This window comes from Mycolicibacterium sichuanense (assembly GCF_033741125.1).
Lineage (GTDB): Bacteria > Actinomycetota > Actinomycetes > Mycobacteriales > Mycobacteriaceae > Mycobacterium.
This window is the reverse complement of sequence record NZ_JAWQPU010000015.1, coordinates 44,510-66,597: the sequence shown is the minus strand read 5'-3', so window position 1 is coordinate 66,597 and position 22,088 is coordinate 44,510. Positions and strand designations below refer to the sequence as shown.

Annotated in this window: 21 protein-coding genes and 2 pseudogenes; 14 read left to right on the top strand and 9 right to left on the bottom strand. The window is 69.1% G+C overall.

What is annotated here, in order from left to right:
• The 4 genes and pseudogenes from SBI80_RS27155 to ctaE form a co-directional block, all read right to left on the bottom strand.
• Positions 1–206 (bottom strand): annotated as a pseudogene (locus SBI80_RS27155) (cytochrome bc1 complex cytochrome b subunit); the annotation flags it as partial.
• Positions 203–1,369 carry a cytochrome bc1 complex Rieske iron-sulfur subunit gene (gene qcrA / locus SBI80_RS27150; RefSeq protein WP_318978168.1) on the bottom strand — a complete coding sequence of 389 codons (1,167 nt, stop codon included), beginning with the start codon at positions 1,367–1,369 and terminating at the stop codon, positions 203–205. The pseudogene SBI80_RS27155 and the gene qcrA, both read right to left, overlap by 4 nt.
• Positions 1,366–2,172 carry a cytochrome bc1 complex diheme cytochrome c subunit gene (gene qcrC, locus SBI80_RS27145; RefSeq protein ID WP_318978167.1) on the bottom strand — a complete coding sequence of 269 codons (807 nt, stop codon included), beginning with the start codon at positions 2,170–2,172 and terminating at the stop codon, positions 1,366–1,368. Before qcrC ends, qcrA begins: the two co-directional genes overlap by 4 nt.
• A 58-nt stretch (positions 2,173–2,230) precedes the next feature.
• Positions 2,231–2,842 (bottom strand): aa3-type cytochrome oxidase subunit III, encoded by a 612-nt coding sequence (gene ctaE / locus SBI80_RS27140; protein WP_318978165.1) that lies wholly within the window; start codon positions 2,840–2,842, stop codon positions 2,231–2,233.
• Positions 2,843–2,910: 68 nt separating this feature from the next.
• Here ctaE and trpD point away from each other — a divergent pair, with 68 nt between their 5' ends.
• On the top strand, positions 2,911–3,969 hold the full coding sequence (gene trpD, locus SBI80_RS27135; protein ID WP_413232826.1) for an anthranilate phosphoribosyltransferase: 1,059 nt from the start codon (positions 2,911–2,913) through the stop codon (positions 3,967–3,969).
• Here the strand turns inward: trpD and SBI80_RS27130 are convergent.
• Positions 3,907–5,721, bottom strand: a pseudogene (locus tag SBI80_RS27130) (DEDD exonuclease domain-containing protein); the annotation flags it as partial. The gene trpD and the pseudogene SBI80_RS27130 overlap by 63 nt on opposite strands.
• Positions 5,722–5,828: 107 nt before the next feature.
• On the opposite strand from SBI80_RS27130, the gene SBI80_RS27125 reads away from it, so the two are divergent.
• From SBI80_RS27125 to SBI80_RS27110, 4 genes are all read left to right on the top strand, one after another.
• Complete coding sequence (locus tag SBI80_RS27125; RefSeq protein ID WP_318978163.1) at positions 5,829–6,104, top strand: hypothetical protein; 276 nt, start codon at positions 5,829–5,831, stop codon at positions 6,102–6,104.
• 166 nt (positions 6,105–6,270) lie between these two features.
• Positions 6,271–7,392 carry a peptidoglycan hydrolase RipC gene (ripC, locus tag SBI80_RS27120; protein ID WP_318978161.1) on the top strand — a complete coding sequence of 374 codons (1,122 nt, stop codon included), beginning with the start codon at positions 6,271–6,273 and terminating at the stop codon, positions 7,390–7,392.
• A complete protein-coding gene (locus SBI80_RS27115; RefSeq protein WP_318978160.1) occupies positions 7,361–8,209 on the top strand; it encodes a DUF4157 domain-containing protein in 849 nt (282 codons plus the stop codon). Before ripC ends, SBI80_RS27115 begins: the two co-directional genes overlap by 32 nt.
• Positions 8,210–8,219: 10 nt before the next feature.
• Entirely contained in the window at positions 8,220–9,365 is a 1,146-nt protein-coding gene (locus tag SBI80_RS27110) for a glycosyltransferase family 4 protein (RefSeq protein WP_318978159.1), read from the top strand.
• A 9-nt stretch (positions 9,366–9,374) separates the two neighbouring features.
• Here SBI80_RS27110 and SBI80_RS27105 read toward each other — a convergent pair whose 3' ends face one another.
• Positions 9,375–11,183, bottom strand: coding sequence for an AMP-dependent synthetase/ligase (locus SBI80_RS27105; protein WP_318978158.1), 1,809 nt, complete (start codon positions 11,181–11,183; stop codon positions 9,375–9,377).
• Between the two features lie 112 nt (positions 11,184–11,295).
• Between SBI80_RS27105 and SBI80_RS27100 the strand changes: the two genes are divergently transcribed.
• The 5 genes from SBI80_RS27100 (at position 11,296) to SBI80_RS27080 (ending at position 14,646) form a co-directional block, all read left to right on the top strand.
• Positions 11,296–11,685: an SRPBCC family protein gene (locus tag SBI80_RS27100; RefSeq protein WP_318978157.1), complete on the top strand. Its 390-nt coding sequence runs from the start codon at positions 11,296–11,298 to the stop codon at positions 11,683–11,685.
• 85 nt (positions 11,686–11,770) lie between these two features.
• Positions 11,771–12,208, top strand: a complete 438-nt coding sequence (locus SBI80_RS27095; RefSeq protein WP_318978155.1) for an SRPBCC family protein — start codon at positions 11,771–11,773, stop codon at positions 12,206–12,208.
• Positions 12,201–13,487, top strand: coding sequence for an ArsA family ATPase (locus SBI80_RS27090; protein ID WP_318978178.1), 1,287 nt, complete (start codon positions 12,201–12,203; stop codon positions 13,485–13,487). Before SBI80_RS27095 ends, SBI80_RS27090 begins: the two co-directional genes overlap by 8 nt.
• Positions 13,484–13,864: a hypothetical protein gene (locus tag SBI80_RS27085; protein WP_318978154.1), complete on the top strand. Its 381-nt coding sequence runs from the start codon at positions 13,484–13,486 to the stop codon at positions 13,862–13,864. Before SBI80_RS27090 ends, SBI80_RS27085 begins: the two co-directional genes overlap by 4 nt.
• Positions 13,865–13,923: 59 nt before the next feature.
• Positions 13,924–14,646 (top strand): lysophospholipid acyltransferase family protein, encoded by a 723-nt coding sequence (locus tag SBI80_RS27080; protein ID WP_318978177.1) that lies wholly within the window; start codon positions 13,924–13,926, stop codon positions 14,644–14,646.
• A 10-nt stretch (positions 14,647–14,656) separates the two neighbouring features.
• Here the strand turns inward: SBI80_RS27080 and SBI80_RS27075 are convergent, their stop codons facing one another.
• Positions 14,657–15,931, bottom strand: a complete 1,275-nt coding sequence (locus SBI80_RS27075; RefSeq protein WP_318978153.1) for a glycosyltransferase 87 family protein — start codon at positions 15,929–15,931, stop codon at positions 14,657–14,659.
• An 84-nt stretch (positions 15,932–16,015) separates the two neighbouring features.
• Between SBI80_RS27075 and SBI80_RS27070 the strand changes: the two genes are divergently transcribed.
• The 3 genes from SBI80_RS27070 to SBI80_RS27060 all read left to right on the top strand — a co-directional run bounded on the left by SBI80_RS27070 (position 16,016) and on the right by SBI80_RS27060 (position 18,890).
• Positions 16,016–16,918, top strand: coding sequence for a hypothetical protein (locus SBI80_RS27070; RefSeq protein WP_318978152.1), 903 nt, complete (start codon positions 16,016–16,018; stop codon positions 16,916–16,918).
• Positions 16,918–17,442 (top strand): polyadenylate-specific 3'-exoribonuclease AS, encoded by a 525-nt coding sequence (locus SBI80_RS27065; protein WP_318978175.1) that lies wholly within the window; start codon positions 16,918–16,920, stop codon positions 17,440–17,442. The genes SBI80_RS27070 and SBI80_RS27065 overlap by 1 nt, the downstream gene beginning before the upstream one ends.
• Before the next feature lie 62 nt (positions 17,443–17,504).
• A complete protein-coding gene (locus SBI80_RS27060) occupies positions 17,505–18,890 on the top strand; it encodes a class II 3-deoxy-7-phosphoheptulonate synthase (RefSeq protein WP_318978151.1) in 1,386 nt (461 codons plus the stop codon).
• A 4-nt stretch (positions 18,891–18,894) separates the two neighbouring features.
• On the opposite strand, the gene SBI80_RS27055 is transcribed toward SBI80_RS27060, so the two are convergent.
• A complete protein-coding gene (locus SBI80_RS27055) occupies positions 18,895–20,115 on the bottom strand; it encodes a protein kinase domain-containing protein (protein WP_318978149.1) in 1,221 nt (406 codons plus the stop codon).
• Positions 20,116–20,138: 23 nt separating this feature from the next.
• On the opposite strand from SBI80_RS27055, the gene SBI80_RS27050 reads away from it, so the two are divergent.
• The gene (locus SBI80_RS27050; protein ID WP_318978147.1) at positions 20,139–20,543 is read left to right on the top strand and encodes an Rv2175c family DNA-binding protein; all 405 of its coding nucleotides are present in this window, start codon (positions 20,139–20,141) and stop codon (positions 20,541–20,543) included.
• Here SBI80_RS27050 and SBI80_RS27045 read toward each other — a convergent pair.
• Positions 20,540–22,084, bottom strand: coding sequence for an alpha-(1->6)-mannopyranosyltransferase A (locus SBI80_RS27045; RefSeq protein ID WP_413232825.1), 1,545 nt, complete (start codon positions 22,082–22,084; stop codon positions 20,540–20,542). The genes SBI80_RS27050 and SBI80_RS27045 overlap by 4 nt on opposite strands.
• Positions 22,085–22,088 lie beyond the last annotated feature (4 nt).

Here is a 22,088-nt window from a genome sequence, read left to right as displayed (position 1 = left end):
GACATCGAGGGGTCGAAGAACAGGGTCAAGTAGACCCCGGTCAGCAGCAGGACCACGAAGCTGTAGAGGGCGATCTCACCCAGCAGGAACGACCAGTGCGTCGGGAACACCTTGTTGAGCTGACGACGCACCGCCGCCGAGGGGTGATACCGCGAATCGATCGCATCACCCTGATGGGCAGCCAACTCAGCGAGTTTCGGGCTCATGACGTGCGCTCCCAGAATGCCGGTCCGACGGGTTCGATGAAGTCCCCGTTTGCCACTAGATATCCATCCTTGTCGATGGTCACCGGAAGCTGCGCCAACGCGCGTGCCGCCGGACCGAAGATCGGCCTGGCGAAGTGCAGCGCATCGAACTGCGACTGGTGGCAAGGACAAAGGATTCGGTACGTCTGCTGCTCGTACAGGGAGGACGGGCAACCCAGGTGCGAGCAGACCTTGGTGAAGGCGAAGAGGTCGCCGAAGTTGAAGCTCTCCTGGCCCTGACGCTTGACCACGCGCGACATGTCCTCGGGCCGGATGCGAATGAGCATCACCGGGTTGCGTACGCCCATGGCGATCTCGGTGAGCAGGTGCGAGGACTCGACGGTGGTGCCGTCGCCGTCGGACTCACGCCACGGGAAGACCGTCTCCATGCCGCCGGAATCGAGATCCTCGGGACGCATCTTGACGAACGGCGATGCGCCGGGCTGGCCGGTGGCCCGCGCCAGGAAGATCGTCTCGCCCTTGAAGCGGGGGGTCCACCCCGACGTCCAGAGCACGGCCTTCTTGCCCTCGGCGGTCGGCACGACGGGCTTCCACGGATTCTTGATCAGGCCGCCAACGAACGCGACCAGCGTGCCGAGCCCGAAGGCGCCAAGCCCGATGCCAAGCGACAGGCCGATCAGCTTGCGCCGCTTGATCGTCGAGGTCTCCAACGCATCGGTCAGGTTGGCGGCGGTGGCCTTGCGCTCGAGCTCGGGGGAGCGGCCGTCGTGACGGTCCTGGATCGAGATCTCCTCCGGAATGAACTTCTTCTGGAAGAGCACCGCGCCAATGCCGATGGCGAGGATCGACAGGCCGAACGTCAGGCCGTAGAGCGGAGTCGCCAGGCTGTAGACCAGCTCACCGTCGGAACCGTAGGGCTTGTACTCCCACGGCCAGAACAGGAACACCAGCAGCAACGCCAACCCGCAGAAGCCGCCGAACAACAGCCAGTAGGCGACCGTGCGCTCGGCGCGCTTCTCGGCCTTGGTGCCCTCGATGGGCCAGCGGGGTTCCTTGAAGACGGTCTCGACGCCGTCGATCTTGCCGCCGAGCGCGACGAGTTCCTCGCGCGTCATCTTGGCCAACTGCTCGTCGGTCGGCTTTTCATTCACGTTGTCGCTCATGCGCGAGATCCCACCCACATAGCGGCGCCGATGACGGCGACCATCCCGATGATCCAAGCTGCCATGCCCTCGGGCGCCGGGCCGAACCCGCCGAGGCCGTAGCCACCGGGGTTGGGCGTCTCGGTGGCCTCACGGACGTAGGCGACGATGTCGCGCTTCTCCTCCGGGCTCAGCTGCCGGTCGGAGAACTTCGGCATGTTCTGGGGACCCGTCAACATCGCGGTGTAGATCTGCGCCGGCGTGGCCTCGTCGAGCGGCGGGGCGTACTTGCCGGAGGACAGTGCGCCACCCTTGCCGGTGAAGTTGTGGCACGAGGCGCAGTTGAGCCGGAACAGGTCGCCACCACGGGCGACGTCGTTGCCGATCAGGCTGCTGGAGGCGACGGCGCCGTTGGGGTCCCGGGGGACGGTGGGGCCGCCACCGTTGGCCTGGACGTACGCCCCGAGAGCGTCGATCTGGTGCTCGTCGAAGATCGGATCCTTGCGCGGGGCCTGGGCCTCGCCACGCATGGCGGGCATCCGGCCGGAGGAGACCTGGAAGTAGACCGCCGCCTCACCGGTGCCGATGAGGCTCGGACCGCGGTCGGGCACGCCCTGCAGGTTCGCGCCGTGGCACGTCACGCAGGAGGTCTCGAAGAGCTGCTTGCCGGTGCGCAGCAGCGCCAGGCTCGACTCGTCGGCCACCGCGACCTGCGGCTTGGGCGTCAGGGTGGCGGCGATGCCGCCGGCCACGAGAAGTCCGGTCAGCAGCAACAGTGCTGTCGACAGTCGCCGGCGCAGCCGACGGCGAGACTTGCTGGTCATCGAACCCCTTCTCATCGACCCTTTGCGTGGCTGGTCGTCCATTGAGCTCATCGTCCGCCTATCGGACGAAGTAGATGACGGCGAACAGTGCGATCCACACGATGTCGACGAAGTGCCAGTAGTAGGACACGACGATCGCAGCGGTGGCCTGTGCCGGGGTGAACTTGCTCATGCGCGTGCGCGCGAGCAGGAAGAGGAAGGCGACGAGGCCGCCGATCACGTGCAGGCCGTGGAAGCCGGTGGCGAGGTAGAACACCGAGCCGTAGGCGCTGCCGGGGATCGTGGTCCCGTGAGTGACGAGGTGGTAGTACTCGTAGCCCTGCCCCAAGACGAAGAACAGCCCCATCCCGAACGTCAGCAGGTACCACCGGCGCAGCCCGAACACGTCACCGCGTTCGGCCGCGAACACCCCCATCTGGCACGTGAATGACGACGCGATCAGCACCAGCGTCACCGGTACCGCCTGAACCAGGTTCAGTTCGGTCGGGTGCGGTGGCCAGTCACCGGCGGCTTGCGCGCGCGCGGTGAAGTACATCGCGAACAGGCCAGCAAAGAACATCAACTCGCTGGACAGCCACACGATGGTGCCGACACTTACCATGTTCGGGCGATTCAGCGAATGCACGCGAGCCGTGATCGCAGTTCCCGAGGTCCCTACAGCACTCGTCACGTCAAGAAGTATGACGCTTTGTAGTTGTCGAACTCCACCCGGGTCGCAAGATTCGTAATAATCAGTTCGTGACTTCCGACGATCCCAACACCTGGCCCGCGATCCTCGGCCGCCTGACCACCCACCGCGCACTCGCGAACGGGCAGGCGGCGTGGGCCATGGACCAGATCATGACCGGCGTCGCCGCGCCGGCTCAGATCGCCGGATTCGCGGTGTCGATGAAGATGAAGGGCCCGACCTCGGCGGAGGTCAAGGAGCTCGCCGACACCATGCTCGTGCATTCCCGCCGGGTGCCGACCGACGTGATCGGCAGGGACGCGGTCGACGTCGTCGGCACCGGCGGAGACGGCGCGAACACCGTGAACCTGTCGACGATGGCATCGATCGTCGTGGCGGCGGCCGGCGTACCGGTGGTCAAGCACGGCAACCGCGCGGCGTCGTCGCTGTCGGGCGGTGCCGACACCCTCGAGGCACTCGGCGTGCGCATCGACATCGGACCCGACGAGGTGGCGCGGTGCGTGGCCGAGGTCGGCATCGGCTTTGCGTTCGCCCCGCAATTCCACCCGTCCTACCGGCATGCCTCGGCGGTGCGCCGCGAGATCGGCGTGCCGACCGTCTTCAACCTGCTCGGCCCGCTGACCAACCCGGCCTCGCCGCGGGCCGGGCTCATCGGCTGCGCGTGGGGGGAACTCGCCGAAGTGATGGCCGGGGTGTTCGCGACCCGCGGTTCCAGCGTGCTGGTGGTGCACGGGGACGACGGGCTCGACGAGTTGACCACCACGACGACGAGCACCATCTGGCGGGTGCAGGCCGGCACCGTGGAGCGCTTGTCGTTCGACCCGGGCGCCTTCGGGTTCGAGCGTGCCCACCTAAGCGAGCTCACCGGCGGGGACGCCCAGGCGAACGCGGCGTCGGTGCGCGAGGTGTTCGGCGGCGCCAAGGGGGCCGTGCGCGACGCGGTGATCCTGAACGCCGCCGGTGCGATGGTGGCGCACGCCGGACTATCCAGCGACGCCAAATGGGTGCCGGCGTGGGAGGCCGGTCTCGAGCGGGCGGCCGACGCGATCGACTCGGGGGCGGCCGAAGACCTGCTCGCGCGTTGGGTGCGGCTCAGTCAGCAGCTCTGACCGCTGCGCCTGCTGGGCGGCCACCCGCGCCGAGTGCGCCGTCGCCGCCCACGCCGCATGCCGGCCCGCGGCCCCCAGCGGCGTCGCGTAGCCGGCGTCGGTGGCCGTCTGCACGCGCACGATGCGCACCCCCGGCTGAGTAAGCCAGCGGGCGATCAGCGCCGTCTCCTCGACCAGCGCCCCGCCGAGCGGGGCGGCCGCGGGCAGCACCGTCTGCGCCGCCGCGTGGATCGCGTCGACGACGGGCATCGGTGGCACCCCGCGTCGCGCCGTGCCCGCTGCGGCTAGCTGACCGTTCCTGACGATCACCAGGTGCCAGCCACCCTGCCCGTCGGGTCGGGCGGCGACGAGCTCGTCGACCGCGGCCAGGGCGTGCAGGCGCTGGCCTCGCCACACGACGTCGATTGCGGTGGCGGCATGATCGCGCAGCCGGGCCGCGGTCTCGTACTTCCCTGCGGCCGCGAGCTCGCCGACGTGCCGAAGCGCCTGCGCCAGTGCGGCGTCGTCCTCCCCGGCGACGAGGGCGGCGGCGCGCGCCGTGGCCGCGGCGTAGGCGGTGGCGGTCAGCGCGCGTCCGGCCGGACACGGGGACAGCTCCACCTCGGGGCAGGACGGCCCGTGCAGCGCCGTTCGCGACAGCCGGGTGGTGCACGTCCGCACGCCGGTGAACCGGGCCAGCAGGGCCGCGGTCTCGACGGCGTCGGCTCTGGCCCGGAACGGACCGATCGCGCGGTCGTGCTTGGGCGCGCGCACCACCGAGAAACGCGGGAACGGTTCGTCGGTGAGCACCACCCACCACCACCGGTGGGGGAACTTCGACCGCCGGTTGTACGGCGGCGCGTGGGCGGCGAGCAGCCTCAGCTCGCGGACGCCTGCCTCCAGGTCGTGCGCGCACTCGACGTGGTCGACCCGGGTGGTCAACGACGCCATCTCCTTCATCCGCGTGCGGGGATCCGCACCGTTGAAGTACTGGGCGACGCGACGGCGCAGGTCGACGGCGGTGCCCACGTAGAGCACCTCGTCGGTGGGGCCGCGAAAGAGGTAGACGCCGGGCCGCCGCGGCAGGCCGGTCGCCAGATGCCGGTTCTGCCGCTGGGCGGGCGTCACGTCGGGCAGGTACGACCGCAGGTCGGCGTAGGTGTGGATGCCCTGATTGCCGACGCGCTCGATGAGGGCGTGCAGCACGTCGACGGTGGCGCGCGCGTCGTCGAGGGCGCGGTGCGTGGGGGTGGTCGATGTGCCGAAGAGCTGGGCCAGCGCCGACAAACGCACACTCGGCGCCTCGTCACGGGTGAGCACCCGGCGGGCCAGTTTCACCGTGCACAGCACGGGGGGCCGCTTCCACGGCAGGCCGAGGCGCTCGGCCGCCGCGCGCAGGAAGCCGATGTCGAAACCGGCGTTGTGGGCGACCAGTACCGCGCCGCGGGAGAATTCCAGGAACGCCGGCAGCACCGAGTCGATGGTCGGGGCGTCGTGCACCATCGCGGTGGTGATGCCCGTCAGCGCGACGATCTGCGGCGGGATGGAACGCCCCGGATCGACCAGGGTGGCGAGCTCGCCGAGCACCTCGCCGCCGCGGACCTTCACCGCGCCGATCTCGGTGATCGAGTCGAAGCCGCGGCCGTCGGCGTCGCCCTTGGCCCGGCCGCCAGTGGTCTCGAGGTCGACGACGACGAACGTGGTGTCACGCAGTGAGACGTCGGCGGCCGTGTCCACGTCCTTGAAGACGTCGCCGAAGCTCAGCTGCTCCATGGCACGGACCGTAGGCCCACCGACCGACAGGGCCGGACATCGACGGGACGGGCGTGTCGGTACCCCCCGCTAGCGTTCGCCCCGACTCGACCGAGAGGAGTGCGGCCATGACTCGACCAGAGGCAGAACCGGATTCAGCAGAGCTCTTGACACCCGGCCCGACGCCGGAACCGGTGTCCGATGGGACCTTGCACATCGACTGCGACGACTGCGCGGTCCGCGGACACGGCTGCCAAGACTGTGTCGTGAGTGTTTTGTTGGGGGTTCCCGAGACGTTGCTGGCCGATGAGCGCCAGGCTCTCGAGGTCCTCGCAGACGCCGGATTGGCACCCCGGTTGCGGTTGGTTCCGATTCACCGGAGGCCGGCCGACGGGGTCGCCTGAGGACCGCTATGGTCGTGGGGCAGCGAAAAATTCCCGAGGCGCCTGTTAAATTTGCGTCCTCTGTTGGACAACCCCGATGCCGTTTCGTAACCTATCTGAGACCTAACGCAGTTCGAGCGGCTCGCTTACGGCAGTTGAAGGACGCGAAATCTTGAGGTTTGACGCCATGCACCGGGGCACACGTGGGCTTCGGCGACCGATTGTTGGTGCGATAGCAGGGCTGATGGTCTTTGGTTGGGTGATGTCGGGCAGTGTGCACGCCGACCCGGCTGATGACGCCATGGCAAAGCTCAACGAGCTGTCCAGGCAGGCCGAGCAAACCACCGAGGCAATGCACAGCGCCGAGCTGGATCTCAACAACAAGCTGCAAGCGCAGCAGGCCGCCGACCAGAAGCACGCCGCGGACGTCGCCGCCGTCGACTCGGCCAAGGCCCAGCTGGCAACCTTCCAGACCTCCGTCGACAGGATTGCTGCAGCCCAGTACATGGGTGGTCGCACCGACGGCCTGGACGCCATGCTGACCGCCAATTCGCCCCAGTTGCTCATCGATCAGCTCTCGGTGCAGCGAGTCATGGCCACCGAGATGTCGGTGCAGATGCAGAACTTCAAGAGCACCAGCGACCTGGCCAGCCGAGCCGAATCGGAGTCCGCCAAGTCGGCCGCCGAGGCCAAGACGGCCGCCGAGCAGGCCGCCGCGGTGCGCGCCGATCTGCAATCCAAGCAAAGCAAGCTGCAGGTGCAAATCGCCGTCGTCAAGTCGCAGTACACCGCCCTGACGCCGGCCCAGCGCGAAGCCCTGGCGGCCATCCCGCCGGCGCCGCCGGTACCTGCGCCCGACGCGCCGCCGCCACCGGATTCGCCCGACGTCCTCGCGGCCCCGCCCGCCGGCATCAACCCCGGTGACATCGCCCCGCCCGAGGGCGCCGCGCCGGTGCCCGGGGACCCCGAGGGCATGGTCGCCGTCCAGGCCGCGCTCACCCGGATCGGATCGCCCTACTCGTGGGGCGCCGCAGGCCCGAGCGCCTTCGACTGCTCGGGACTGGTCATGTGGGCCTTCGGCCAGGCCGGTGTCAACCTTCCGCACTCCAGCCAGGCCCTCGCCCAGGGCGGCCAGCCGGTGTCGATGGACCAGATGCAGCCCGGCGACCTCATCACCTACTACTCCGACGCCTCGCACGTGGGTATCTACATCGGCGACGGGATGATGGTGCACGCCTCGACGTACGGCACACCGGTGCGGGTCGCCCCGGTGGACAATGCGCCGATTCACAACGTCCGCCGCTACTGAGCGCCCGCTAGTCGGCCTGCTGCTGCTGGCCGAACTGGCAGTCGCCGCGGTGCTGATCGCCCGGCCCTTCGACGGCGCCCGGTCGGTCGATTCGACGCCACCCTCGGCCACGCACGCCTCGCTCGACGTGCCGACCTCGCAGACGGACCCCCTGACGCTGCGCGACGGGCGCACCGTCTCGGTGATGGCGCTCGGGGGAGCGCAGACCGCGGACCTGGAGAGCCGGGTCTGGGGCGAGCTCGACGGGGCCGCCGACGCCGTCACCGCATTCTGGGGTGACGACTGGCCCCGCAACATCGTCGTGGTGCTCACCCGCACCGACGAGGAGTTCCGCGCGCTCGCGGCCGGGGAGCCCGACATCGCCGCCGCCACGACCGCGCAACGGATAGTGTTCGCGCCCGGCGCGAGCTCGATGAGCGATGCAGCCCTGCGCATCGTCCTGCGCCACGAGCTGTTCCACTACGCCGCCAGGAGCAAGACGGCCGCCGACGCGCCGCGCTGGCTCACCGAGGGCGTCGCCGACTTCGTCGGGCGCCCGCCGACCGCGATGCCCGGACCGGTGGCCGCCGCCCAGCTCGCCCACCTTCCCACCGACGCCGACCTGGACACCGCCGGCGCCGTTCGATCGCTGGCGTACGACAGGGCGTGGTGGTTCAGTCGGTTCGTGGCCAGTCGCTACGGCGCCGACACGCTTCGCAAGCTATATCTGACGGCGTGCGAACCCGGGCATCCCGATCCGGCGACCGCCATCAGGTCCGCCCTCGGTGCGGACACCACGCAGTTGCTCGCCCAATGGCGCGGCTGGCTGGGCGGCTAGCATCTGCGCGATGGCCAACCGGGTCCTATTGGTGACCAACGACTTTCCCCCGCGCCGGGGCGGCATCCAGTCCTATCTCGAGAACCTGGTGGGTGAGCTGGCCGCGACGGGCCGCCACGAACTGGTGGTGTACGCCCCGAAGTGGAAGGGCGCCGACGCCTACGACGACGTCCAGCGGGCCGCCGGGGTTCGGGTGGTGCGGCATCCGACGACGTTGATGGTGCCCGAGCCGTCGGTGGCGCTGCGGATGCGCAGGCTCATCGAGGAGCACGACGTCGACACCGTCTGGTTCGGTGCGGCCGCGCCCCTGGCCCTGCTGTCCCCGCTGGCGCGCAACGCCGGCGCCCGGCGGGTGATCGCCAGCACGCACGGGCACGAGGTCGGCTGGTCGATGCTGCCGCTGGCGCGCACCGCGTTGCGGCGAATCGGCGACGACACCGACGTAGTGACCTTCATCAGCCAGTACACCCGCCGCCGGTTCGCCGCCGCGTTCGGCCCCCGCGCAGCACTGGAACGTCTGGCCCCGGGGGTGGACACCGACCGGTTCGCGCCGGACTCGGAGGCGAGGGCGGCGATGCGGTCCCGCTACGGGTTGGGCGACCGGCCCGTCGTCGTGTGCGTCTCGCGGCTGGTGCCGCGCAAGGGTCAGGACATGCTGATCCGGGCGCTGCCCGCGCTCCGGGAGCGAGTGACGGGGGCCGCGCTGGTCATCGTCGGGGGTGGGCCGTACCTGGAGCACCTGCGCGGGCTCGCCCACCAGTTCGGCGTCGCCGAGGACGTCGTGTTCACCGAGGGCGTGCCGAGCGAGGAGCTGCCGGCGCACCACGCGATGGCCGACGTCTTCGCGATGCCGTGTCGCACCCGCGGCGCCGGGCTGGACGTCGAGGGCCTCGGCATCGTCTACCTCGAGGCATCGGCCATGGGGGTGCCCGTCGTCGCCGGAAACTCAGGCGGCGCACCGGAATCCGTACTCGACGGCGTAACGGGGCTGGTGGTCGACGGGTGGGACGTCGGTGCGATCACCGCCGCGGTCGGCGATCTGCTGGCCGATCCGGATCGCGCGTCGGCGATGGGCCGGGCAGGCCGTCAGTGGGTCGTCGACGAGTGGCAGTGGCACGCAAGGGCCGAGCGGCTCTCCGCGCTGCTGACCGGCTGACCCGGGTGCTCAGCCACCGCTCTTGGCGTAGAGGGCGTCGATGTCGCTGGCGAACTTCTCCGCCACCACCTTGCGCTTGACCTTCAACGTCGGCGTCAGTTCCCCGGTGTCCTCGGTGAAGTCGACGGGCAGGATCCGGAACTTGCGGATCGACTCCGCGTGCGAGACCGCCTGATTGGCCTCCTTGACGGCCAGGTCGATCTCGGCGACCAGATCGGGATCCTCGGCCAGGTCACCGACCGTCGCCGAGGCGCCCTTGCCGTTGCGCTGCTTCCAGCCGGGGAACGCCTCGGGATCGATGGTGATGAGCGCCGCGATGAACGGCTGGGCGTCGCCGACCGCCATCGCCTGGCTGATCAGCGGATGCGCGCGCAGCCGATCCTCCAGCAGCGCCGGGGCGACGTTCTTGCCGCCGGCGGTCACGATGATCTCCTTCTTGCGGCCGACGATGGTCAGGAAGCCCTGCTCGTCGATCGCCCCGAGGTCACCTGTGTGGAACCAGCCGTTGGAGAAGACGGCGTTCGTCTCCTCCTCGTTGTGCCAGTAACCGCCGAACACGACGCCGCCGGAGACCAGCAGCTCGCCGTCGTCATCGATGCGCATGCTGTTGCCGGGCAACAGCTTTCCGACCGATCCGACCTTGACGTCGCCGACCCGGTTCACGGTGATCGCGGCGCTGGTCTCGGTGAGGCCGTAACCCTCGTAGATGGTCACCCCGACACCGCGGTAGAAGTGCCCCAGCCGCGCGCCCAACGGCGCACCCCCGGAGATGGCGGCGTGGCAGTTGCCGCCGAGAGCCGCGCGGAGCTTGCCGTAGACCAACCGGTCGAAGAGGGCGTGCTTGAGCTTGAGCGCCAGGCTCGCACCGCCGGTCTCCTGGGCCTGGCTCCACTCGATGGCGGTGCTGGCGGCCATCGCGAAGATCTTGTCCTTGCCGCCGTCGTGGGCGTTCTGCTCGGCGGTGTTGTAGACCTTCTCGAACACCCGGGGCACCGAGACCACCAGCGTCGGCTTGAACACCGCCAGGGTCGGCACCAGGTTCTTCACGTCGCTGGTGAAGCCCAGCGTCACCTTGTTGCTGAACGCGCAGATCGTGATGGCGCGGGCCAGCACGTGCGCCAGCGGCAGGAACACCAGCAGCTTCTCGCCCTTGGCGAGCAGGGCCGGGAAACTGGCCTTGGCGCCGCGCATCTCGTACAGCAGATTCGAGTGCGTCAGCTGGCAGCCCTTCGGCCGGCCCGTGGTGCCGGAGGTGTAGACGAGCGTGGCGATGTCACCCGAGGAGATGGCAGCCAGCCGGGACGCCACGACCGCCGGGTCGGTGTCCTTGCCGATCCGGGCGAGTTCGTCCAGCGCAGCGGGTCCCGACCCGTCGATCCGGTACACGTGGCGCAGCTCCGGAAGCTCGGCCTTGAGCTGCTCGATCTTGGTGAAGTGCTCGTCGGTCTCGGCGAAGGCCGCCACCGCACCGGAGTCACCCAGTACGAACCGCACCTGCTCGGCCGAGCTGGTCTCGTAGATCGGGACGGTGACCGCGCCGATCGACAGGATGGCGAAGTCGAGGATCGGCCACTCATAGCGCGTCGCCGACAGGATGGCCACCCGGTCACCCGGCTGGACGCCCTCGGCGATCAAGCCCCGCGCAGTGGCCCGCACCTGTTCGGCGACCTGCGCACACGTCACGTCGATCCACGATCCACCGACGAGACGCTGGATGATGACGTGGTCTGGGTCGTCGGCCGCGTGGGAGAACACGGAACTGACGACGGTGTCGTGCTCGCCGACGTCGAACGATGCCGGCACACTGAACTCGCGCACGATCTTGGCCCCTTCTAGGACGGGTGTGGACCACGGTGGGCGGACGATGGGTGTGACCAGCCTAGTCGGCCGCTGTCGGTCGGTGAGCGCCCATGTGTGAAGGTGAGTAGCGATGAACAGTATTCAGGTCGCGGACGAGACCTTCGTGTGTGCCGACCCCGCCGACGTGGGCCGGGCCGTCGCCGATCCCGCCAACTGGCGACGGTGGTGGCCGGATCTGCGACTGTCCGTGGTCGAGGACCGCGGCCCAGCCGGCCAGCGCTGGACCGTCACCGGTGCCCTCACCGGCACGATGGAGGTCTGGCTGGAGGCGGCCTTCGATGGCGTGATCCTGCACTACTTCCTGCACGCCGAGCCCTCGGGTCTGGCGGCGTGGGAGCTGGCGAGGATGAACCTGGCCAAGGCCAACCATCAGCGTCGGGTGGCCGGCAAGAAGATGGCGTTCGAGGTCAAGCGGAAACTCGAGGAGTCGCGCGAGGTCGGGATGTCCCGGTTGGCGTGAGCGCGCCGCCGACCGCAGCGAGTACATTTCTGTGCGAAGGGACGTGGAGTCCAGCAGCGCACCAGCGACCCGGAAAGTGAAGCACGTGGCGGACAAGACTGCGCAGACGATCTACATCGATGCCGACCCCTCGACGGTGATGGACGTCATCGCCGACATCGGTTCCTATCCCGACTGGGTCGCGGAGTACAAGGAGACCGAGGTCCTCGAGACCGACGACGAGGGTTACCCCAAGCGCGCCCGGCTGATGCTCGACGCCGCGGTGCTCAAGGACACGATGGTGCTCGCCTACACCTGGCCCGCCGACCGCGCCTCGGTGCGGTGGTCGCTGGTATCCAGCTCGCTGCTGCGGGCACTCGATGGCGCATATCGGTTGGCGGTCAATGGTTCTGGTACCGATGTCACCTACGAGCTGTCGGTAGACCTGGTGATTCCGATGATCGGGCTACTCAAGCGCAAGGCCGAGCGCAGGCTGACCGACACCGCGCTGAAGGACCTCAAGAAACGAGTCGAGGCTGACTGAGCGCAGTGGCACGGATGAGTCTCCCGCCGCGGGTAGCGCCAGGATCAGCCTCTTCGTCGGCAAGGGCGGGGTAGGAAAGTCGACCCTGGCGACCGCCACGGCGGTCCGTGACGCGCGCAACGGTCTGCGCGTGCTCGTCGTGTCGACCGACCAGGCGCACTCGACCGGCGACGTGCTGGGCATCCCCGTCGTCCCGACGGGGGAGCGGACCCCGACCCGGGTGCTCGCCGGCCTGGAGATCGGACCCGCCGCCGGCGGATACCTCGACGCCCTGGCCCTGGACACGCTGGCGCTGCTGGAGCAGCGGTGGCGTCAGGTGGCCGGGGTGCTCGCTGCGAAGTTTCCCGAGTCCGACCTCGGAGACGTTGCGCCGGAGGAGCTTTCGGCACTGCCGGGAATCCAGGAGGTGCTGGGGCTCGACGAGGTCCGCGAACTCGCCGACTCGGGCGAGTGGGACCACGTCGTCGTCGACTGCGCCTCGACCGCGGACGCCATGCGCATGCTGACCCTGCCCGCGACGTTTGGCCTCTACCTGGAGCGGGCCTGGCCGCGGCACCGGCGGTTGTCGCTGGCCGGTGACGACGCCGCGTCGGCCGGCATCGTCGAGCTGGTGGAACGGGTCGCCGGTGCGACCGAACGGCTCGGCGCGCTGCTCACCGATTCCGCCCGGGTGACGGCCCACCTGGTGCTCACCGCCGAGCGGGTGGTGGCGGCCGAAGCTGCCAGGACGCTGGGATCGCTGGCGCTCGTCGGGGTGTCCGTCGACGAGCTGATCGTCAATCAGATTCTGGTGCAGGACGACTCGTTCGAGTACCGCAATCTGCCCGAGCATCCGGCCTTCGACTGGTACACCGAACGAATCGCCGAACAACGGGCCGTCCTCGATGAACTCGACGCGTCCGTCGGCGACGTGAAGCTGGTCCTGGTGCCGCATCTGCCCGGCGAGCCGATCGGCCCCAAGGCACTTGGCGAGCTGCTCGCCGGCGCCAGGCAGCGGGACGGGGCCGCGCCGCCGGGACCGGTGCGCCCGGTGGTCGACCGGGAGTCGGGCTCCGGCGTGGCTGCGGTATACCGGATGAGGTTACAGTTGCCGCAGGTCGATCCGGCTGCCTTGACATTGGGCCGGGTCGGCGACGATCTGATCGTCGGCGCCGGCGGTACGCGGGCCCGCGTGCGGTTGGCGTCGGTCCTGCGCCGATGCACCGTGATCGACGCGCAGTTGCGCGGAAGCGAGCTGACGGTGCGTTTTCGACCAAATCCGGAGGTGTGGCCCGCGTGAGCGCGACCCACCAAGACATCCCGCCCGAACTCCTGCAGCTGGCGCAGTCGATTCTGGACCGGCTCGATCCCGCCGTGCGGATGGCCGCCGCCCGCGCCACCTCCGGTGCCGATGGCAAGTGCCAGCAGGTGTGGTGCCCGGTGTGCGCGCTCGGCGCTTTGGTCACCGGCGAACGGCATCCCTTGCTGACCGTGATCGCCGAGCACAGCGTCGCACTGCTCACCGTCGTCCGCGCGATGACCGATGCGATGGACACCGGCCAGGACCCGGCCGCCGAAACCGGCCCGTCCGGCCCCGACCCGTCCAGCCCAGATGACGATCCGCCGCCCGCCGGGCCGGGCCACTACGAGCACATCCCCGTCACCGTCGAGGACTGACCGCGTACTGGGTACAGTTGTCGCAGGGCACCGTCCGGGCGCCCGCCGCGGGAGGGTCGATGTGGTATTGGCTGTTCAAGTACATCTTCATGGGCCCGCTGCTGTCGCTGCTCGGCCGCCCGAAAGTGCAAGGGCTGGAGCATGTTCCGAACTCCGGTGCCGTCATACTCGCCAGTAACCACCTGGCCGTCGCCGACAGCTTCTATCTACCGCTGGTGGTGAAGCGCCGGATCACCTTCCTGGCCAAGGCCGAGTACTTCACCGGCACCGGGCTCAAGGGCTGGTTCCAGCGTTGGTTCTACACGGCGGCCGGACAGGTGCCGATCGACCGCACCGACGCCGACTCCGCGCGGGCCGCGCTGACCACCGCCGAGCGCATCGTCTCCCAGGGCAAGCTCCTGGGGATGTACCCCGAGGGCACCCGTTCCCCCGACGGTCGTCTCTACAAGGGCAAGACCGGGCTGGCCCGGCTGGCGCTGCAGACCGGGGTCCTGGTCATCCCCGTCGCGATGGTCGGCACCGACGTCGTCAACCCGCCGGGCTCCAAGATGTGGCACTTCGGTCGCGTCGAGGTGAGGTTCGGAAAGCCGATGGACTTCAGCCGCTTCGAGGGGTTGGCCGGCAATCGATTCATCGAGCGCGCCGTCATCGACGAGGTGATGTACGAGCTGATGCAGCTCTCCGGTCAGGAATACGTCGACCTCTACGCCGCCGACGTCAAGGAAGCCCTCGAGGGTGGGGGTCCGCCGCCTGCCCGATTTCCCACCGCCGCCGCAGGCTGACTGATCGGTCCTACCGCGCCGCGTGCGCCACAGCGGTGTCGACGGCAGGTGTGACGCCGTCCCGCTCCCGCAGGGTCACCGTCCCCGCGACGGCGATGACGGCCAGCGCCCACCAGACGTAGGAGCCGCCGAGCATTTGGCGCCACAGCGCCGCCGAGGTCTCCCGGTGTTCGGTCATCAGGTGAATCGGCGCGAAGTACATCAACGACACGCCCACCGCGCCGATCGTGCCGAGGGAGATGCTGCGGTACCGGTAGCCGAGCACCGCGGTCACCAGGACCGTCGGCAGCGCCCACACCCAATGGTGTGACCACGACACGGGCGAGACCACCAGCCCGAACATCGCCACGCACATCAGCGCGAGCACGGGTTGGCCGTACGCCAGCACCCGGCGCACCGCCCAGACCGTCAGCGCCAGCACCGCGAAGCAGGCGACCAGCCAGATCACGAAGCGCGGGGTCTCGCCGAGGCCAAGGCGGGCCAGCGTGCCGGCGATGTTCTGGTTGGTGAGATAGGTGGCGGTGCCGATCCGGTCGGTGTCGCGGACCGTCTCGGTCCAGTACTCCCAGGAGTCGCGGGTCGCGACGACGAATCCCACCGCGGTGGCCAGGACCGCCGAGGCCACGCTCACCAGCAGCGCCCTGGTGTCCCGCCGCAGCAGGAAGTAGAGCAGGAACACCGCCGGTGTCAGCTTGAGGGCGATCGCGATTCCGAGCAGCAGCCCGCGGGGCCACGGCGTCTTGCGCGGCACGCAGTCGGCGATCACCAGCGTCATCAACACGACGTTGATCTGGCCGAATTCGAAGTTGGACCGGATCGGCTCGAGGTAGACCACCGCGGGGGCGACGATGGCCGCGGCCAGCCAGCACCGCCGGCGCCACGCCGGGCCCCCCACCGAGCCCAGCTGCTCCCACACCCGCAGGCGCGTCAGCACGATCGTGGTGGTGACGAGCAGCAACGCGAAGGTGATGACGGTGATGGTGGCACTGGCCGCATCCAGTGACAGCCACGCGAAGGGGGAGAAGACGGCCGCCGCCAGCGGTGGGTAGGTGAACGGCAGATTCAGGCCGGCCTCGGTGTGGAAGAGGATGCCGTCGCGGTAGAGCGACGTACCGTCCAGCCAGGCCCGCCCGCCCATCCGGTAGACGTCGATGTCGATGCGATACGGCGTGGTGGCCAGCAATCGCCACCCGGCCCATCCCACCGCCACCAGGGTCGCCAGCTGAAACAGCCGCCATGCCACGGTTGGCCACCGCGCCCACATGGGCGACTGCCGAATTCTCATCTCGCCGACAAGAGTATCGGTGCTCGTCGGCGCGTCGGGGACCATCCGGTCCACGACGCGCAGCCGTCGGCGTAAGTTTTGCCCGTGCTCGACGACGCGACGTTCGACCTGGGACTCGACCTGGCCATCCCGCCAGGTCGAATCCCGCTGCTGTGGTGCCTGATCTCGTTCCTGCTGACGTTCCTGGTGACCCGCACGATCGTCCGGTACATCCGCCACAACGAGAACAACAGGACCGATGGCACGCCGCCCAAGTGGTGGCAGCCCCGCAACATCTCCGTCTCGGGGGCCGAGGTCGGCATCCACATCCACCACGTGGTCATCGGCGTCGTTCTCGTCATGGTCTCGGGGGTAACCATGGTGACCCTCGCAGTCGACGGAGGTGTGCCCGAATTCACAGTGGCGGCAGTCTTCTTCGGGATGGGTGCCGCGCTGGTGCTCGACGAGTTCGCGTTGATCCTGCATCTGCAGGACGTGTACTGGGCCGAGGACGGCCGGACGTCGGTGGACGCGGTATTCGCCGCAATCGCGGTCGCCGGGCTGCTCATCCTGGGTTTCAACCCACTGTCGTTCTTCGACGTCGACATCTGGCGGGAGGACCAGACGCTGATCGCCCGCGGGACCGTCGTTGGCATCGCGCTGGTGACCCTGCTGCTGGCCGTGGTGGTGCTGCTCAAGGGCAAGGTGTGGACCGGGTTGGTCGGCATGTTCATCACGCCGCTGCTGTTCGTCGGCGCAGTGCGGTTGTCCCGGCCGCACGCGCCGTGGGCGCGCTGGCGCTACGACACCCGGCCCAAGAAGATGCGCCGGGCGCTGGAGCGGGAGCGCCGCCAGCGCAGACCCGTCGTGCAGGCCAAGCTCTGGCTGCAGCACGTCGTCGCCGGCGAGCCGCACTTTCCCAACGACCACGAGGTCGACGCCCAGCTGGACCGCGAGATCCATCCGGCGCCGGCGCCGGCGTCCTCCGGGTCGACGGAGGCGGCGTGATGAAGTACTTCTACGACACCGAGTTCATCGACAACGGCCGCACCATCGAGCTGATCTCGATCGGTATCGCCGCCGAGGACGGCCGCGAATATTACGCCATCTCAACGGAATTCGACCCCGATCGGGCTGGCTCCTGGGTACGCAAGAACGTCTTGCCCAAGCTTCCCTCGCCGGCGTCGAAGCTGTGGCGGTCACGCCGCACGATCCGCGCCGAACTCGAGGACTTCTTCGACATCGACGGGGACGAGACCATCGAGCTGTGGGCGTGGGTCGGTGCCTACGACCACGTCGTGCTGTGCCAGCTGTGGGGGCCGATGACCGACCTGCCGCCCGCGATCCCCAGGTTCACCCGCGAATTGCGCCAATTCTGGGAGGAGCGGGGCTCACCGCGGATGCCTCCGCGGCCGCGCGACGCCCACGACGCGTTGGTCGATGCCAGACACAACCTGACCAGGTACCGCCTCATGACCGCGCACCTCCCCGAGGAGGACGACGACGACGGAGCCTGGGCCGCACGCGCCTGAACTGCGACTATGGCTCGTGGCTGGATGTAAGGCGTACTCCGCTGCGCGGTTACCATGGACGGGTGAACTGGACCGTCGACGTACCCATCGACCAGCTGCCGGAGCTTCCGCCGCTCTCGAACGAACTGCGCACGCGGCTCGACGCCGCCCTGGCCAAGCCGGCGGCGCAACAGCCCAACTGGCCCGCGGACCAGGCCAAGGCGATGCGGACCGTGCTGGAGAGCGTGCCACCGGTGACGGTGCCCTCGGAGATCGAGCGGCTCAAGGGCTACCTGGCCGACGTCGCGCGCGGTGAGGCGTTCCTGCTGCAGGGCGGCGATTGCGCCGAGACGTTCGTCGACAACACCGAGCCGCACATTCGCGGCAACATCCGCACGCTGCTGCAGATGGCCGTCGTGCTGACCTACGGCGCGAGCATGCCGGTCGTCAAAGTCGCCCGCATCGCCGGCCAGTACGCCAAGCCGCGCTCGGCCGACCTCGACGCGCTGGGCCTGAAGTCCTACCGCGGCGACATGGTCAACGGGTTCGCCCCCGATGCGTCCGTCCGTGACCACGACGCGTCCCGGCTGGTGCGGGCCTACGCCAACGCCAGCGCGGCCATGAACCTGGTGCGGGCCCTGACGTCGTCGGGGCTGGCGTCGCTGGAGTCGGTGCACGACTGGAACCGCGAGTTCGTCAGGACCTCGCCGGCGGGTGCCCGCTACGAGGCGCTGGCCGGCGAGATCGACCGTGCACTGCGCTTCATGAGCGCCTGCGGAGTCAACGACCGCAACCTGCAGACCGCCGAGATCTACGCCAGCCACGAGGCCCTGGTGCTCGACTACGAACGCGCCATGCTGCGGCTGTCCACCGAGTCCGACGAGCAGCGGCTCTACGACCTGTCGGCGCACTACGTCTGGATTGGTGACCGCACTCGCCAGCTCGACGGCGCGCACATCGCCTTCGCCGAGGTGATCTCCAACCCCATCGGGGTGAAGATCGGTCCCAGCATGACCCCGGAGCTGGCCGTCGAATACGTCGAACGGCTGGACCCGCGCAACGAGCCGGGCCGGCTCACCCTGGTCAGCCGAATGGGCAACGGCAAGGTGCGCGACCTCCTGCCGCCGATCATCGAGAAGGTGCAGGCCACCGGACACCAGGTGATCTGGCAGTGCGACCCGATGCACGGCAACACCCACGAGTCGTCGACCGGCTACAAGACCCGGCACTTCGATCGCATCGTCGACGAGGTCCAGGGCTTCTTCGAGGTGCACCGGTCGCTGGGCACCCACCCCGGTGGCATCCACATCGAGCTCACCGGTGAGAACGTCACCGAGTGTCTCGGTGGGGCGCAGGACATCTCCGACACCGACCTGGCCGGACGGTACGAGACGGCGTGCGACCCGCGGCTGAACACCCAGCAGTCACTGGAACTGGCGTTCCTGGTCGCGGAGATGCTGCGGGACTAGCCGATCAGAACAAGCCCTGCAGGTTGCTGCCCAGGGTCCATGCCCCGGCGGCCACCCCCGCGGTGAGCGTCACGATGGCGACCAGCCAGAACAGTGCGACCCGCCGGCCGCGCTGCCGGGCCCACTCCAGCTCGTCGATCTCGATCCCGGCGAACCGCCCTGGGACGGAACGGTTTGCGGGGCGCTCCCAGTCGCCAGGACCGCGCGTCATCTCCCTGGTGGAGTTCGGTCGCGGCGGCAGCAGCGGCGGTGACGGCGGGGCGGCGGTGGTCTGTGTGGTGTCCCGGTCGTCCTCGTCGAGCACCCGGCTGCGGTACTGCTCGGCCGCGACGTGCTGGGCGGAGTTGCGCGGCGCCGGAACGCGGAACGGCGGCAGTCCCAGTTCGTCGACCGCCGCCTGCAGCGCGGTGGCCATGGCGGCCGCGTCGGCGTAGCGGTCCTCGGGACGGCGCCGCGTCGCCCGAGCCACCAGGTCGTCGAATTGGCGCGGGACGCCGGCGATCGCGGCGCTGGGCGGCGGCACGTCGTTGTCCATCCGCCGGTAGGCCACGGCAAGCGCGCTGTCGCCGGTGAACGGCGTGGTGCCGGTGAGCAATTCGTAGGCCAGCACGCCGACGGCGTAGACGTCGCTGCCGGGGCCGGCGTCACCGGTGCCCACCTGTTCGGGCGAAAGGTAGGCCGCCGTCCCGAGGATCACGCTGGTCGAGGTGATCTTCGCCTCGGCGACGGCGCGGACCAAGCCGAAGTCCGCGATCTTCACCTCGCCGTCGTCGGAGATCAGCACGTTCTCCGGCTTGACGTCGCGGTGCACCAGCCCGGCCCGGTGTGCCGCAGCGAGACCACCAAGGATGGGGGCCAGGACGGCGGCCACGGCATGCGGCGGCATGGGCCCGCGCTCGCGGAGCAGTTCGCGCAGGGTGCCGCCCTCCACCAGCTCCATCACCAGGAACGGGTGCTGGCCGTCTAGGCCCTGGTCATAGACGGCGACCAGGCCTGGGTCCTTCAACCGGGCCACCGCGCGCGCCTCGCGCTGGAAGCGTTCGAGGAACTGCCGGTCGCCCGCGTACCGGGAATCCATCACCTTGCACGCCACCGGACGGTCCAGCCGGAGGTCCAGTCCCCGGTACACCGAGGACATCCCACCGGTGGCGATCATGGCGTCGACGCGGTAGCGCCGGTCCAACACGATGCCGACGAGCGGGTCCGATCGTTGGCTGGTATCCACGCACGCATCCTAGACTCGGTCCGGTGAGCAACATTCCGGCTGCCGACGACGTCCTGAACCCCGACGAAGCCGTATACGACCTTCCGACCGTGGCGTCCCTCCTCGGCATTCCGGTGACCCGGGTGCATCAGCAGCTGCGGCAGAAGCACCTGATCGGGGTGCGCCGCAACGGTGTGCTGGTGGTGCCCAAGATCTTCTTCGACGCCAAGGGGCACGTCGTGAAGAGCCTTCCTGGTCTGCTGGTGGTGCTGCACGACGGCGGTTACGGCGAGACCGAGATCGTGCGGTGGCTGTTCACCCCGGATGAGTCGTTGACGATCAGCCGGGACGGCTCGGGTGACGCCCAGGCCAACGCCCGCCCGGTCGACGCGCTGCATTCGCACCAGGCGCGCGAGGTGTTGCGCCGCGCCCAGGCGATGGCCTACTAGGGCTGGCTCACCGGGTCTTCGACGGCGTCCCGGTCGGCCCCGTCGGTCTTCATCAGCGAGTACCACGCCGCGACGGCACACGCGGTGGCCAGCGCCACGTGCAGCCACGAGTACATCCCATGCGAGCCATCGGGTTTGAAGATCACCATGATCCAGGTCGAGAACCCGGCGATCAGCGCGATCGACCGCCGGCTCTGCGCCAGCGCGGACAGCACGGCCAGCGGCCAGGTGTAGTACCAGGGCAGCGCCGCGGGGACGAACAAGACCACGACGAGCATCGCCAGCGCGATTCCCGTCAGCGCCTCCCGGTCGTCATGCCGGAAACGCCACCACAGCAACGGAAGCGAGATGGCGATGATCACGACGCCGATGATCCTGGTGACGTCGAGCACGGCGTAGAAGTTCACCGGAAGCAACAGGCCACCGACCGCGTTGACCAGGTTCGCCGTGGCGGTGGGTACGGTGAGCCAGTTGATGATCTTGACCGAACCGGCGAGCGCGGTGAGCCAGCCAAGACCGACGCCGGCAAGCCATGACACCACGGCGAACACCACGACGAAGATCAGCGCCGAGGCGGCCGTGGCGACACCGAACGCGCGGGTGGTGCTCAGGCCGCGACGGTCTCGCAGTCGATGCGTCCACATCCACACCATGAAGGGCAGCGCGATGCCGGCAGTCGCCTTTACCGCCACCGCGATGGCGATCAGCCCGACCCCCCAGACCGGTCGGTTGCCGAGTGTGAGCGCGATGGCTGCCATCATCAGGCCGACCATCAGCATCTCGTTGTGCACCCCGCCCATCAGGTGAATGATCACCAACGGGTTGAGTACGCAGATCCACAGTGCGGCAGGCCCGTTCGCGCCGACGTGGCGGGCGATTCTGGGAGCCGCCCAGATCAGCATGACCAGGCCGGGCAGCATGCAAAGCCGCAGCAGCATGGTGCCTTCGATGACGTGGTCGCCGACCACCAGCGTCACGAACTTGGCAACGAGGATGAACACCGGCCCGTAGGGGGCGGTGGTGGTGGTCCAGATCGGACTCACGTTGTCCAGCAGGGAATTCGGGTTCTCGATCGGCCCGACGACGTAGGGGTCGAACCCGTCGCGCAGCAGCGCGCCCTGGGCCAGGTAGGAGTACGTGTCGCGACTGAACACCGGCACGCTCAGCAGCAACGGCGCCAGCCAGAACCCCGTCGTCGCCAGCATCGTGTACTGGCTGGCGGTGCGCTCGACGACGCGGCGGCCCAGCCACAGCCAGGCGAACAGCATCGCCGCGACACCGCACCACAGCAGCACCGATGAGACCACCAGACCGTGGCCGAACCGCAGCCAGGACAGTTGCAGTGACTCCAGCAGCGGGTCGTGCAACCGGGTGCTGCCGGCGCCGAGCCCACCAACGGTGATCAGTGCCGCGCCGAGGCAGCCCAGCAGTGCGGGACGCCCGTCCTGCGACGCGGCGAACGTCGTCAACCGGGTGACGTGCCTGGCGATGCCGGGTCGCGGTCGAGGCTCCGCGGTCGGGGCTGGGGTCGGAGTCGTCATGCGG